General features: G+C 67.1%; 9 protein-coding genes. 4 read left to right on the top strand and 5 right to left on the bottom strand.

The genetic code is table 11. The features are described from left to right. The first annotated feature begins 116 nt into the window (after positions 1-116). Positions 117-2,021 (top strand): FAD-dependent monooxygenase, encoded by a 1,905-nt coding sequence (locus ACI1US_RS02560; protein WP_416550167.1) that lies wholly within the window; start codon positions 117-119, stop codon positions 2,019-2,021. Positions 2,022-2,080: 59 nt separating this feature from the next. Here ACI1US_RS02560 and ACI1US_RS02555 read toward each other — a convergent pair whose 3' ends face one another. Then, the gene (locus ACI1US_RS02555) at positions 2,081-2,545 is read right to left on the bottom strand and encodes an Lrp/AsnC family transcriptional regulator (protein ID WP_416550166.1); all 465 of its coding nucleotides are present in this window, start codon (positions 2,543-2,545) and stop codon (positions 2,081-2,083) included. Between the two features lie 91 nt (positions 2,546-2,636). Between ACI1US_RS02555 and ACI1US_RS02550 the strand changes: the two genes are divergently transcribed. Next, entirely contained in the window at positions 2,637-3,716 is a 1,080-nt protein-coding gene (locus ACI1US_RS02550) for a Glu/Leu/Phe/Val dehydrogenase dimerization domain-containing protein (protein ID WP_461637929.1), read from the top strand. A gap of 640 nt (positions 3,717-4,356) precedes the next feature. Here ACI1US_RS02550 and ACI1US_RS02545 read toward each other — a convergent pair. The 4 genes from ACI1US_RS02545 to hrpA form a co-directional block, all read right to left on the bottom strand. Continuing rightward, the gene (locus ACI1US_RS02545; RefSeq protein ID WP_416550165.1) at positions 4,357-5,715 is read right to left on the bottom strand and encodes an NAD-dependent succinate-semialdehyde dehydrogenase; all 1,359 of its coding nucleotides are present in this window, start codon (positions 5,713-5,715) and stop codon (positions 4,357-4,359) included. Between the two features lie 129 nt (positions 5,716-5,844). After that, positions 5,845-6,801 (bottom strand): DUF4349 domain-containing protein, encoded by a 957-nt coding sequence (locus ACI1US_RS02540; protein WP_461637926.1) that lies wholly within the window; start codon positions 6,799-6,801, stop codon positions 5,845-5,847. Between the two features lie 130 nt (positions 6,802-6,931). Then, the gene (locus tag ACI1US_RS02535; protein WP_461637925.1) at positions 6,932-8,158 is read right to left on the bottom strand and encodes an MFS transporter; all 1,227 of its coding nucleotides are present in this window, start codon (positions 8,156-8,158) and stop codon (positions 6,932-6,934) included. Positions 8,159-8,472: 314 nt separating this feature from the next. After that, positions 8,473-12,477 (bottom strand): ATP-dependent RNA helicase HrpA, encoded by a 4,005-nt coding sequence (gene hrpA, locus ACI1US_RS02530; protein WP_416549418.1) that lies wholly within the window; start codon positions 12,475-12,477, stop codon positions 8,473-8,475. A gap of 60 nt (positions 12,478-12,537) precedes the next feature. Between hrpA and ACI1US_RS02525 the strand changes: the two genes are divergently transcribed. Together ACI1US_RS02525 and ACI1US_RS02520 are read left to right on the top strand one after the other, a co-directional pair. Then, the gene (locus tag ACI1US_RS02525) at positions 12,538-13,374 is read left to right on the top strand and encodes an aldo/keto reductase (RefSeq protein ID WP_416549419.1); all 837 of its coding nucleotides are present in this window, start codon (positions 12,538-12,540) and stop codon (positions 13,372-13,374) included. Positions 13,375-13,428: 54 nt separating this feature from the next. Further along, the gene (locus ACI1US_RS02520; RefSeq protein WP_416549420.1) at positions 13,429-14,247 is read left to right on the top strand and encodes a serine hydrolase domain-containing protein; all 819 of its coding nucleotides are present in this window, start codon (positions 13,429-13,431) and stop codon (positions 14,245-14,247) included. Positions 14,248-14,283 lie beyond the last annotated feature (36 nt).

Genomic DNA, 14,283 nt, shown 5'->3' with positions numbered 1-14,283 from the left:
TTGGGTCAGATGTTGTGCGATGGGGCTCGCACCTCTAAGCTAGTGTGCAGTATTCGAATTCAGTGTTCAATAGTTGAACATGCAACTCTCAGGGCACAACGAAGTGAGGACTCCACATGCAGTTTCACCATCACGGCTATGTTTCCACGGATCCGCGCGTGCTGCCAGCCGAGGGTGTCGGCCTGAACCGGCCTGAGGAGCTTCCCGAGGAAGCCGACGTGCTCATCGTCGGCTCTGGCCCCGCAGGAATCGTCGCCGCGGCGCAGCTCGCGCAGTTCCCGAACGTCGTGACGCGCGTCGTTGAGCGACGCGATTCGCGGCTCGTGCTCGGCCAGGCCGACGGGATTCAGGCGCGCAGCGTCGAGACGTTCCAGGCCTTCGGGTTCGCCAAGCAGATCACTGACGAGGCGTACCAGATCACCGAGACCAACTTCTGGACCCCGGATCCCGAACACCCCTCGCAGATCGTGCGCAGCTCCGTCACTGACGACGACCCTGCCGGCATCAGCGAGTTCCCGCACCTCATCGTGAACCAGGCGCGCGTCATCGACTACTTCGCCGAGTACGCGAGGCGCGCGCCGGCCCGCGGTGACATCGACTACGGTTACGAGTTCGAGGACCTCGAGGTGGGCACGGGGGAGTACCCCGTCACCGTCACGCTCCGCGAGGTCACCGGGCAGCGGGGAGCCGGCATCAACGCCGCCGAAGCCGACTCGGCGACCGAGGGCGGCACGCGCACCGTGCGCGCGAAGTACGTCATCGGCGCCGACGGAGCGCGCTCACGCGTGCGCAGCGCAATCGGTGGATCGCTGTCGGGATCCACGTCGCTCCACGCCTGGGGCGTCATGGACGTACTCGCGGTCACCGATTTCCCAGACATTCGCAAGAAGTGCATCATCCACTCCGAGGCCGGCAGCATTCTGCACATCCCGCGCGAGGGCAACCACCTCTGCCGCATCTACGTCGACCTCGGTGAGGTTGCCGCAGAGGATGGCAAGAAGGTGCGCTCCACGCCGCTCGAGGAGATCGTCGCACGCGCGAACGCGATCCTCAGCCCGTACACGCTCGACGTGCGTGACGTGCCCTGGCACAGCGTCTACGAGGTGGGGCACCGCCTCACCGACCGCTTCGACGACGCCGAGACCGCGCCCGACGGGAAGGGCCGCGTCTTCCTTATGGGCGACGCCTGCCACACGCACAGCGCGAAGGCCGGTCAGGGCATGAACGTCTCGATGCAGGACGGCTGGAACCTCGGCTGGAAGCTCGGCTACGTGCTCGAGGGCCGCAGCCCCGAGTCGCTGCTCGCGACCTACTCGGAGGAGCGGCGCGTCACCGCGAAGAACCTCATCGACTTCGACAAGGAGTGGTCGACGCTCATGGCGAAGAAGCCCGAGGAGTTCGACTCGCCTTCGGAGCTCGAAGAGTTCTACGTGCAGACCGCGGAGTTCCCGGCCGGCTTCATGACCGAGTACACCGAGTCGATGCTCACGAGCGACCACGAGCACCAGGCGCTCGCCGCAGGCTTCCCGATTGGCAAGCGCTTTAAGTCGGTGCAGACGACCCGCGTCGCTGACGCCGTGCAGGTGCACCTCGGCCACCATCACCGCGCCGACGGCCGCTACCGCGTGTACGCCTTCGCCGACCGCTCGGGCGAGCAGCTCGCGCGCTGGGCTGAGTGGATGCTTGAGAACGAGGCGTCGCCGATCCGCCGCTTCACCCCGGCTGGCGCAGACATCGACTCGCTCTTCGACGTGAAGGCCGTCATGCAGCAGCCGCACCGCGAGGTGCACATCGAGGAGTTGTCGAAGCTGTTCCTCCCGGCTTCGGGGCTGCTCGGCATGACCGACTACGAGAAGATCTACGCCGCAAACCCCGGCGAGGACATCTTCGATATTCGTGAGATCAGCCGCGACGGCGTCGTCGTGGTGGTGCGGCCCGACCAGTACGTCGCCGCGATCCTCCCGCTCGCTGCCCCCGAGGCGCTCGGTGAGTTCCTCGGCCAGACGTTCCTCGAGCGCTAGCCGCGCTCGCTGGGGCCCCAGTGCTCCCGGTGCTCCCTGCGGCGCGGCGGCGGCATCAGCTAGAGCAGCTGGTGCTGCCGCCGCGAGATGAGCTCCCGCAGCCTGATGGACGTCGCCGTGCGGATCACGCCGCGGCACTTCATGATCGCCTGGGTGACCCGGTAGACGTCTTCGGCGTCGCGGGCGACGATCTCGATCGACAGGTCGCTCTGGCCTGAGACTGCGACGCACTCGATGATCTCGGGGATTTGTTCAAGGTCGGCGATCATGAGTTCGAGCCTGTCCTGGTTTGCCTCGGCGGTGATGTGCGCGCGCAGTGGCCAGCCGAGGGCAGTCGGATCGAGCCGCAGTGAGTGGTCTTTGAGCGCGCCGGATCGTTGCAGGCGGTCAAGCCGCGTGTGCACCGTCCCGCGGGCGAGGCCGAGTTGCTGGGCGATGCCCTGCACGGTTGCCCGCGAGTCTGCGTCGAGGGCCGCGAGGATGCGCCGGTCGGTGGCGTCGATGACATACATAATGATCAACATAGCGTCATTGGAATCGCTACGCATCGAACACAATGTTCAAGGAGCACGTGTTGACTTGTTTGAAGTGGCAGTTACCTGTTGAATTCTTGACATGACACGTGCATTTTCCCCCGCGACTTCGACCGGCACAACTGGTGACGCCTCGCAGACCCTGTTCGGCTTCAACCATGAACACCTGAACATCACCACCGGCCCCCGATCGGGCCTCACCATCATCATCGCCGTGCACAACACCGTGCTCGGCCCGGCACTCGGCGGCTGCCGCGTGTGGAACTACGCGACGACCGACGAGGCCGTCGCAGATGCGCTGCGCCTGGCGAGCGGAATGACCTCGAAGAACGCGCTCGCGGGCCTCGCGGCCGGCGGCGGCAAGTCGGTGATCGCGCTCGCTCCGGGCCAGAAGCTCACGGGCGAGCAGCGCCGCGACGCCTTCCTCGACCTCGGCGACGCCGTTGAGGCCCTGGGCGGGGCATACCTCACCGCTGAGGACGTCGGGACGACCGCCGACGATATGGCAGTCGTCGCGGAGCGCACCGCGCACGCCGTCGGCCTCCCCGCAGACCAGGGCGGCCTGGGCGACCCCGGCGACTTCACTGCTCGCGGCGTGCACGCAGCTCTCCTCGAGGCGCTGCGTCGCACCCACGGCGAGGCCGATGCGCGCGGCCGCAAGATCACCATCGTTGGGCTCGGCCACGTCGGCTCGGCGCTCGCGCGTCGGCTCGCTGACGAGGGCGCGGTGCTCACGCTCTCTGACATCAACGAGGGCAAGCGTGAGCTCGCCAACGACCTCGGTGCGAGCTGGGTACTCCCCGCAGAGGCGCACCGCGTGCCGGCGGACGTGTTCATGCCGGCTGGAGTTGGCGGGATGCTGTCCCCGACCGTCATCGACGAGCTCGACACCGTTGCCGTGGTGGGCCCCGCGAACAACCAGCTCGCCGAGGCGAACGGTGCCGAGCAGCTTGCGGGCCGCGGGATCCTCTACGCACCCGACTACCTCGTGAACGCCGGCGGCGTGCTCTACCTGGGCGCCGCTGGCGACCTCGAGGAGAAGCTCACCCGCATCGACGCGATCGGTTCGACGCTCGCGCAGGTGTTCGATGAGGCGAGCGCGCAGGGCATCACGACCGTTGCCGCCGCCGACCGTATCGTCGAGGGCATGCTCGCCAAGTAGCCGGATCCCAGCTTCGGCCGCGGGTCCGCCGCGCGCCGAGCATCCTTCCACCCCCGATTAATTCGAACTGAGCCCTGCACAGGCTGCAGAAGGCTCAGTTCGAATTAATCGGCGGTGTTTAGTTGGTGGGGGTGGTGCTGCGCCGCGGGGAATCGTAACGAGTGCGGCATTTCCCCACTCGCTGAAAGGCCAGAACCGCCAGAAGGGACGTCGACACGAGGGCGTGTTGAAGCAGCAGTGGCTTCGGCGTGAGTGCTGCGGGGCTCCCGCGCTCGCTACCCGGCTGGCGGGACCCGGTTGCTCTGGGCGGGTTCCTCCGCGCCATTGGACTGCGGCGAAGCCCCGTCTCGCTACGGCCACGGCTGTCCCCAGGAGACGGCACACCCCGCTTGAGTCGCTCAGAAGCTATGGCCTCAGCGAAGTCAGGGGTGATTTACCGCAAAAACACCATGACCTCGCTGAGGTCATGGTTGTTGAGCGCCCGTTGTCGCCGAGGGCTACACCTTCAATTGTGAAGAGCTTGATTGGCTGTTGGGGGTGGTGCTGCGCGGCAGGCGGCGGCCCACCGTCAGCAAGCTCTGGGAAACACTGAGGGCCCGGATCCAATTGGATCCGGGCCCTCAGCTATTCCGCAAGGGGTTTAGCCCCCGTAGTAGCGGAAGAGCTTCTTGTTAGCGAACTCGAGCATGCCGACCTTGCCGAGCTCACGCCCGTAGCCCGACTTCTTCACGCCGCCGAAGGGCACGTCTGCGCCCTCGAGGCCCGAACCGCCGATGAAGACCATGCCGACATCGAGCTGGTTGCCGACTTGCTCTGCGCGATCGAGATCGTCGCAGATGATGACCGAGCCGAGGCCGTAGGGCGAGGAGTTGGCGAGCTCAATCGCCTCTTCGTCGCTCGACACCTTGTACAGCTGTGCAACCGGGCCGAAGAGCTCCTGGCTGTAGACGTCCATCGCCGGGGTGATGTTGGTGATCACCGAGGGGGTGTAGAAGTTGCCCTCGGGAGTGTTGTCGCCCACGACGACCTCTGCGCCCTGGTCGATCGCGCCCTGCACCTGCGATGCGAGGTTCTTCGTTGCTGCCTCCGAAGACATGGGGCCGAAGTCGCCTGCCTCGTACGACTGGCCGGCGATGGCTGCCTTGAACTTCTCCGAGAACTCGTCGAAGTACTTGTCCATGACGACGATGCGCTTGGAGCCGTTGCACGCCTGGCCGGTGTTCTCCATGCGGCCGCCGACTGCGTGAGCGACCGCGTGGTCGAGGTCTGCTGAGTCGAGCACGAGGAACACGTCCGAGCCGCCGAGCTCGAGGACGCACTTCTTGAGGTGACGGCCAGCCTGCTCGGCGACGATTGCGCCTGCGCGCTCGGAGCCGGTGAGCGAGATGCCCTGCACGCGATCGTCAGCGATGATGTCGCTGACCTGGTCGTGCGTCGCGAAGACGTTGACGTATGCGCCCTTCGGGAAGCCTGCGTCGAGGAACAGCTGCTCGAGCGCGAGTGCCGACTCGGGGCACTGAGCAGCGTGCTTGAGCACGATGGTGTTGCCGAGGATGAGGTTCGGCACTGCGAAGCGCGCGACCTGGTAGTACGGGTAGTTCCAGGGCATGATGCCGAGGATCACGCCGGTGCCCTGGAAGCGGAAGAAGGTCTTCAGGCCGTCTTCAACCTCGAGGGGCTCGTCGGCAAGCCACTTCTCAGCGTTGTTTGCGAACGCAGCGGTGATCTGGCCCGAGAACTCTGCCTCGCCGATCGACTGATCCAGGGGCTTGCCCATCTCGCGGTTGATGATCGCGCCGAGCTCGTCCTTGCGCTCGTCGAAGAGCTCTGCTGCACGCTTCGCGAGAGCTGCGCGCTCTGCGACGGTGGTCTTGCGTGACCACTCCTGGTAGGTCTGGTGTGCCGACGCTACTGCAGTTTCAATATCAGCTGCGGTCGCGTCGGGGTACTCGGCGACGGTCTCGCCCGTAGCCGGGTTGATGACGGCGAAGGTGCCCATAGTTGACTCACTCCTTAGTGACTTCGTCGGTGTCTGGTTCAGGCTAGTCTTTCACACCTCGGGGCGGATCACTAGCGGCCCGCCCACAGCACTTTCACGCACGAAGCGGGCGAGTCTCTGAGTGATTCGTTAGGGCTTGTGGTCTGTGGCAACTGAATCCGTAGCTTCAGTACTCAGAGCTTTCTCAGGGGATTGATCGTTCCGGGCGCGTCGCCGCCGGAGGCGAATCGGGATGAGGATCGCGAGCGCGATCACCGCGAGCAGCACGAGCCAGGGGAGCGCAAAACCTGCCGAGACGACGAGGCCGACGAAGAACGATCCGATTGAGGCGAAGCCCGCGAGAATCGCGTCCCAGAATGTCTGTGGGCCGCCGCCCGGCAGCGCGCTTCCTTCGCGGAGCGATACCCACACGCTGGCCATCTCGACCTGGTCTGTGAGGGCCTCGAGCTGGGCATTCAGGCCATCAAACTCCATTTGCCGCTGTGCGAGTGCGCTTTCGGCCTCGATGAGTTCGCTCGTCGTCGCCGCGCCCTCCATGAGCTCAGTGAGGCGCGTGATTGACGCCGAAAGCGCTTCGACGCGCGCCTCGAGATCGACGTAGGAGTCGGTTACGTCGTCCGCCGAGCGGGTCTCTGAGCGCAGCTCACCGAGGCCTGCGAGTTCAGAGAGTGCGTCGGCGAGCTTTTCGGCCGGGACCCGGAGCGTGAGGTCAGCGTATTCCGCCGACTGGCCGTCGTTCGCGAGCGTCTGGGAGGCGACCGTGCCGCCCAGGTCTGCTGCGATCTTTGCCGCGTCGGCGGCGGCGGTTTGCGCCGACTTCACGGTGAGTTCGATACTTGCGCTGCGCACGATTGCGCGATCCTGCTGCGAGTCGCGGATCGCGGCGCTCAGGTCTGGCAGGGCAACACCGCCGCTCAGATCTTGGGACATCGCGCCAGACTGCCCCGTTCCGGGAGCGAGCTGCTCCGGCATGACTTCGACCTGCCCGGTGCTGCCGCCGTCACTCGGAGCGCTCGCGGAGCACCCGGCGAGCGTGATCGCGAGCAGTGCCGCGGCGAACGCCGCGCGGGTGTGTCTCTTCGTCATGCGTCCAAGATACTCGCCGTGGCCGCCCGCGCGGCGAGACGGAGCAGGATCGTTACCCGCGCCCGATCGATGAGGGCTCGTGCGCGGGGAGGGATCGTGCGCGGGGGGAGGGATCGACGCCGGGGAAGGATCAGGGAAGGGGCAGCGTAATCGTGCCGGTCTCAGGGGGCTGTTCGATGTCGAGGCCCTTGAGGTCGGGAACCCACTTGGTCGTGAAGACGGCGACGAGGCCGGCGACGGTGATGAGTCCTGCCGAGACGATAATCGCGCCCTGTGCTCCCATCGCGTCGATCGCGATACCCGCGACCGCGGATCCGGTCGCGACGCCGACGAGCTGGCCGGTGCCGATCCAGCCGAATGCTTCCGCGGTCTCCGAGAACTTGATCGTGGATCCGATCATGCTCGAAATACCGGCGAACGTCGGCGCGGTGCCGAGGCCGCCAATGAAGAGGACGATGGACAGCCACCAGATGTTCAGGCTGGCGAGCGCGGCGAGGGTGCCGGCGAGCACGATGCCGATGCGGATGGCGAGCGACCATGGGCGGAGCGGCCGGCCGCCAACAAACAGGCCTCCCACGAGTGAGCCGGCGGCGAAGATCGCGAGCACGATGCCCGACTCCATGCTGCTGTGGCCGCCGTCTCCCGCGGGGGCGAACGCGCGCACCACGCCGGCCTCGAGCGCCGCAAACGAGGCCACGAAGAAGAAGCCGATGATTGTCGCGATGACCACTGTTGGGCGCTTGAGCACCGCACCGAGGCTGCCGCGCGACGGCGGAATCTTCACGACGCCGACCGGGCGGCTGAGAATGAACCAGGCACCGCCGAAGAGCATGAACCCTGCGGCGACGGTGAGCCCGACCGAGGTGCCGAACTGCGCGCCGATGAATACGGCGACGACCGGGCCGAGCACCCAGATGAGCTCCTGTGCGGCAGCGTCGAGCGAGAACAGTGCTGAGATCTGCTTGCCGGGCACGAGCCGCGGGTAGAGGGTGCGCACCGCGGGGGTGATCGGCGGCGTGGTCAGGCCAATCGCGAACGAGATCAGCGCGGTGACCGCGAGCGGGAGGTGCACGAACGCGATGACGATGATGAAGCCGGTGCAGAGCACCGTCGTGATCCAGAGCACGCGGCGCATGCCGAACCTGCCCATGAGCCTGCTCGACAGCGGCCCTGAGATTGCCTGGCCGATGCTCTGCGCGGCGAGCACGATGCCTGCAGCGGTGTACTCACCGAACTGCTCCTGCATGTGCAGGAGCACGATAATCGAGAGCATCCCAAAGGGGAATCGGGCCGTCAGCTGCGAGAAAAGGATACGGAAAACGCCCTCGTTGCGAGCCAGCTCACGGTAAATGCCCATCAGGCGAGTCTACTGCTGAAACGGGGTGCGCAAGTACCGCGATGCTATGGTGAGCGGCACCAGACTGACTCTGTTGCGAAGGGGCTGCAACGCCTGACGAGCACGGCATTGTGTCGGGAGCGCAGGCGTCGAATCGGAACCAGACCCGGAGTTCTCCCAGCCGCTGAACGCAGTGAAGGATGCCGCTCTCGCATACCCCGCCGGCGGCGAAGCCGTCGACGCGGCCCTCAGCGATCTTTATGCACTCTGCACCGCACACGACGCGGGTATCGCGTCGATAGCGCGACCCGGTCAGGGCGGGTAGGTCGGAACCGCTACCCCTCGAGCACCTTTTGAATGCGTTTGAGGGACACGGCTTCGGCTGCGCGCAGCTGCTGCGCGAAGAGGCTCACGCGGAGTTCCTCGATGAGCCAGCGGGCGCGCTCGATGTGGTCGGGCGGGTCTACCGGCAGCGGGATCGTGCCGCCAGACTCCGAGAACAGCACGAGCGCGCGATCCACGTCGTTCTGCCAGGCACGATCGCGGCCCGGGTTATCGGTGAGCGAGCGCATCCGGTGCGCGAGGGCCTCGAGGTACACGGGCAGCCGTTCGAGCTGCGCAGCCCCCGTGCGAGAGACGAAGCCGTCGAACACGAGCCCGTCGAGCTGCTTCGCGGCGTCGGCGACCTGGCCGAGCACCTGCAGCGACTTCGCCTGGTCGATGGCCTTCTTCGCGAGGCGCGCCTTATCGAGCACCTTCGCGGTGAGCGCGATCGTGCCGTAGATTTCGTCGATGAGGCTGCGCGCGTAGTCGTTCGCGATCTGCTCGAAGTCTGCAGCGAGCCACACGAGCCCGTCGGGGGCGTGACGGCGGATCACGCGATCGGCGACCGCGAGCGAGACATCTGCGATTGCGGTGTCGAGCGAGCGGTAGGGCCCGGCGCCGAGCAGCAGCTTCTCCTGGTTCGAGAGGTGCTCGCGCACGTAGCTCGCGGGCGAAGGACTCGACAGGACGAGCAGGCGACGGATCCCGCGCCGCGACACCCGCCGCTGCTCGGCCTCGTCGGCGACGAGCACGAGATCGACGTTCGTGCGGCGATCGAGGATCGCAGGGTATGCCCGCACGACGCCGGCGCTGCCTGAGCGGCCCTTTGCGTAGCTCGAATCGACGTGCTTCGGGAGGTCACCGAACACCCAGGTTGTCGCCCCGGTGCGCTCGAGCTCGCTCTTCGGCAGCGACGCCTGCGCGACCTTGGCGACACCCTTCGTCGCCTGCTCCTTGTGCGTCGACTGCAGTTCGGCGAGATCCTTGCCGGTGCCGACCGTGCGGCCGCGCGCGTCGATCACGCGGAACGTGGGCGTGAGGTGTGCGGGGAGCCGCGATGGATCAAAGTCGCCCGGCGTGACCTGCTGGCTCGTGCGGCGGCGGATCTCGTCTGCGAGCAGCTGCGTGAGCGACGCGTCGGACCCTACTGCCTCGGCGTCGTCGAGCTTGGGCCCGACGACACCGAGCAGCGTGCGCGCCCAGTCTGCCGCGGGCACGACGTGTTTGCGGATCGCCTTCGGCAGCGTCTTGATGAGCGCCGTCACGAGCTCCTCGCGCATGCCGGGCACGAGCTTCTCGAAGTCGCCCTTGGCGAGCCGGGGGAGCAGCGGCAGCGGCACGTTCACCGTCACGCCGTCGTCCTCGCTCGTCGGATCGAAGCGGTACTTGAGCTTCAGCGACTGGTCGCCGTGCTGCCACTGCCTCGGATACTCCTGCTCGTCGACCTCGACGGTCTCTTCCTCGAGCAGGTCGTCGCGCCGCATGTGCAGGTACTGCGGGTCGTCGCTTCGCTTCTTCCGCCACCACCCCTCGAAGTCGCGGGTGCTCGCGACGTCCTTCGGAATGCGGGCGTCGTAGAACTCGAACACCGCCTCGTCGCCGTCGAGGATGTCGCGGCGGCGCGTGCGCTCCTCGAGCTGCGCGAGCTCCCGCCTGAGCTGGTGGTTCGCGCGGTCGAACGCCTGCGGCGAGTCCCAGTCGCCGTCGACGAGGGCATGCCTGATGAAGAGGTCGCGCGCTTCCACGGGGTCGAAGCGGGAGAGCTGCACGCGGCGATCCGTCACGATCGGCACGCCGTAGAGCGTGACGCGCTCGGTCGCGACCGCCGCGCCCTGCTTCCGCTCCCAGCGCGGCTCCGACAGCTGCCGCTTCGCGAGGGGACCGGCGAGCTCCTCGGCCCACTCGGGGTCCACGACCGCGTTCGACCTGGCAAACAGCCGGCTCGTCTCGACGAGCTCGACGCTCATCACGACCTCGGGCGGCTTCTTCGCGAGCACCGACCCCGGGTACAACACGAAGCGGGTGCCGCGGGAGCCGAGGTACTCCTGCGCTGGCTTCCGCTTCACCGCGCCCGCAATGTCGCGGCCGCGGGACGGCTCGCGCCGATCCTGCCTGTCGTCGCGCGAGCCCAGCTGCGAGAGGAGGCCGGCGAGTACCGAGCGGTGGATCAACTCGGCCGATCCACCGGTGACCTCCTGCACCTGGCCCTTGACTCCGGCCGCCTTCGACAGCTGCCTGACGAGATCCATCCACTCGCGCACGCGCAAGAAATTGACAAACTCGGCCTTGCAGAGCCTGCGGAACGCGCTCGAGGAGAGCTCGCGCTGCTGCTTCTGCAGGTGATTCCAGAGATTCAAGAGCGTCATCAGGTCGCCGAGCGGGTCGTTGAAGCGCGCGTGGAACTGGTCGGCCTTCGCGCGCTCAGCGACGGGCCGCTCGCGCACGTCCTGGATCGTGAGGCCCGCAACGATCGCGAGCACCTCGGGCACGACCTCGTGCCTGCGCGCCTCGATGACCATGCGCGCAAACCGAGGCTCGATCGGGAGACGGGCGAGCTCGCGGCCCGTTTTCGTGATCGTGTGGGTTGCGCCGGTCGCGGCCTTGTCGGCGCTGCCAGGCGCGTTGCTGCCGCGTTCTTTCTCGCGTTCACTGCCGCGCTCGCTGCCCTTGCCCCGCTTCACCGGGCGCACAGCGCCGAGCTCCTCGAGCAGCCCGATCCCGTCGCGAATGCCGCGCTGATCCGGGGGAGTGAGGAACGGGAACGCGGCGATGTCGCCGAGGCCGAGCGACAGCATCTGGAGAATGACGCTCGCGAGCCCCGTGCGCCTGATCTCCGGCTCGGTGAACTCGGGGCGCGAGCCGAAGTCCTCCTCGCTGTACAGCCTGATCGCAATGCCGTCGCTCGTACGCCCCGAGCGGCCCGAGCGCTGGTTCGCGCTCGCCTGCGAGATCGCCTCGATCGGGAGGCGCTGCACCTTCGAACGCGCCGAGTAGCGCGAGATACGCGCGGTGCCGGCGTCGATCACGTAGCGGATCCCCGGCACGGTGAGCGAGGTCTCCGCCACGTTCGTCGCGAGCACGATCCTGCGGGCGCCGGCGTTTGCGCCCGTGCGCCGCTCGAAGACGCGGTGCTGCTCGGCTGATGAGAGCCTGCCATAGAGCGGGAGGATCTCGGTGCGGTTCGCGGGGCCGCCGCGCTGCACGCGGCCCGAGAGCGCATCCGCCGCGTCGCGAATCTCAGCCTCGCCCGACAGGAACACGAGCACGTCGCCGCGCGACTCTTTCGCGAGCTCGTCGACCGCGTCGCCGATCGCGTCGAACATGTCGCGCTCAATCTTGCGGATCTTCGGCTGCTTGGTCTTCGGATCGATGACCTCGCGCTCCTCGACGAGCGGCCGGTAGCGCACCTCGACAGGGAAGGTACGGCCCGACACCTCGATGATCGGCGCCGGCTTGCCCGTCTTATGGTCGGCGAAGTGCTTCGCGAAGGACTCGGGGTCGATCGTCGCCGACGTGATGATGACCTTCAGGTCGGGACGGCGCGGCAACAGCGTCTGCAGGTACCCGAGCAGGAAATCGATGTTCAGCGAGCGCTCGTGCGCCTCATCGATGATGATCGTGTCGTACGCCTTGAGGTCGCGGTCGCGGTGGATCGCGTTGAGCAGGATTCCGTCGGTCATCAGGCGGATCTTCGTGTCCTTCGACGCCTGATCCGTGAACCTCACCTGGTAGCCGACGAGGCCGCCAAGCTCGGTGCCCGTCTCCTCCGCGATGCGTTCGGCGATGGTGCGGGCGGCGATCCTGCGCGGCTGCGTGTGCGCGATGCGCTCCCGGCCGAGCGCGAGCGCGATCTTCGGCAACTGCGTCGTCTTGCCCGAGCCGGTCTCACCCGCAACGATGACGACCTGGTTGTCGCGGATCGCGGCCTGAATCTCGTCGCGCATCTGCGAAACGGGGAGCTCGGCGGGGAACTCAATGCGCGGGGTGAGGCTCTCGGCCTTCGGGGGATTCGACATAACAGCATCCATTATCGCGCGAGTCATAGACTGTGAGCGATTCGACCCAAAGGAGTGCACATGAGCAAGCTCACTATCCCCAACATCACCCTCCACGACGGCACGGAGATCCCGCAGCTCGGGCTCGGCGTCTTCAAGGTCGACCCGGGCGAAGCGCAGCGCGTCGTCGCCGACGCGCTCGCCGCAGGCTACCGCCACATCGATACCGCTGCGATCTACCGCAACGAGGCCGAGGTCGGAGCCGCGATCGCCGCGAGCGGCGTGCCCCGCGACGAGCTCTTCGTCACGACGAAGCTCTGGAACAGCGACCAGCTGCGTGGCGAGGAGGCGTTCCAGGAGAGCCTCGACAAGCTCGGGCTCGACCGCGTCGACCTCTACCTCGTGCACTGGCCGCAGCCCATGTTTGGCGAGGCGCTCACCGCGTGGCGCTCGCTCATCAACATCCACGAGTCGGGTCGCGCGACCTCGATCGGCGTCTCGAACTTCGAGATCTCCGACCTCGAAGAGATCATCGCCGAGACGGGCATTGTGCCGACCGTGAACCAGATCGAGCTGCACCCGCTGCACCAGCGCCGCGAACTCGTCGAGTACTGCAATGCGAAGGGGATCCGCGTTGAGGCGTGGGGGCCGCTCGCGCAGGGCAAGTCCGACCTGTTCGAGCGCCCGGCGCTCACCGAGCCCGCAGCAGCGCACGGCAAGACCCCGGCGCAGGTGATCCTCCGCTGGCACGCGCAGCAGGGCCGCATCGTGTTCCCGAAGACGGTGCGCGCCGAGCGCATGATCGAGAACGCGCAGATCTTCGACTTTGAGCTGTCGGACGCCGAGATGGCGGCGATCGACGCGCTCGACGTGCAGCAGAACTTCGGCACGAACCCGCACGAGATGGACGTGCGGTAGTTCGAACGAGGCTTTCCATGCCCCCGCGCAAGCGAAGCGCGCTAGCGTGGAGGCATGGAAAGCCTCAAGCTGATTGATTCCTGGCCCGTCGACAACGCCGCGGTCGCGGTGATTGCCCGCGACGGCCGTGTCCTCGGCACTCGCGGAGATCAGGATCGCCAGTTCGCCCTCGCCTCGGTGACGAAGCTGTTGAGCGCGAGCGCGATCCTGCTCGCGATCGAAGAGGGCGCGATCGAGCTCGACGACCCGGCGGGCCCCGAGGGTTCGACCGTGCGGCACCTGCTCGCCCACGCTTCTGGGCTCGACTTCTCGGAGGACGTCGTGCGCGGCCGCCCCGGCCAGCGCCGCATCTACTCGAACATCGGCATCGACATGCTCGCCGAGACCTTTGCCGAGCGCGCCGAGATGCCGTTCGAGGAGTACCTGCGCGAGGGACTGCTTGAGCCGCTCGGCATGACGTCGACGAAACTGCTCGGGAGCCCGGCGGCGGGTGGGGCCTCCACTGCGGCCGATCTCGCGCGCTTCGCCGCCGAGATCCAGAACCCGCAACTGCTGCACTCGGACACGATCGCGCAGGCGACGCAGGTCGTCTTCCCCGGTATCGACGGTGTGCTGCCCGGTTTTGGTCGGCAGCGGCCGAACGACTGGGGGCTCGGCTTCGAGATTCGGGGCGGCAAGACTCCGCACTGGACCGGCTCGCGCAACAGCCCGGAGACCTTCGGGCACTTCGGCCAGGCGGGCACGTTCGTGTGGGTGGATCCGGTTGCGCAGATTGCCTGCGTGGGCCTCGCCGACCGCAACTTTGGCGAGTGGGCCGCCGAGGCCTGGCCCGTGTTCTCGGATGCCGTGCTTTCGGAGGTCGCCGCCGCCTAGCGGTTCCTGTCAGTCTGCTGGGGTGGCTCCTTCCGC

The sequence above is a fragment of the Leucobacter sp. BZR 635 genome, assembly GCF_048061935.2.
Taxonomy (GTDB): domain Bacteria; phylum Actinomycetota; class Actinomycetes; order Actinomycetales; family Microbacteriaceae; genus Leucobacter.
This window is presented reverse-complemented; position numbering and strand designations above follow the sequence as displayed.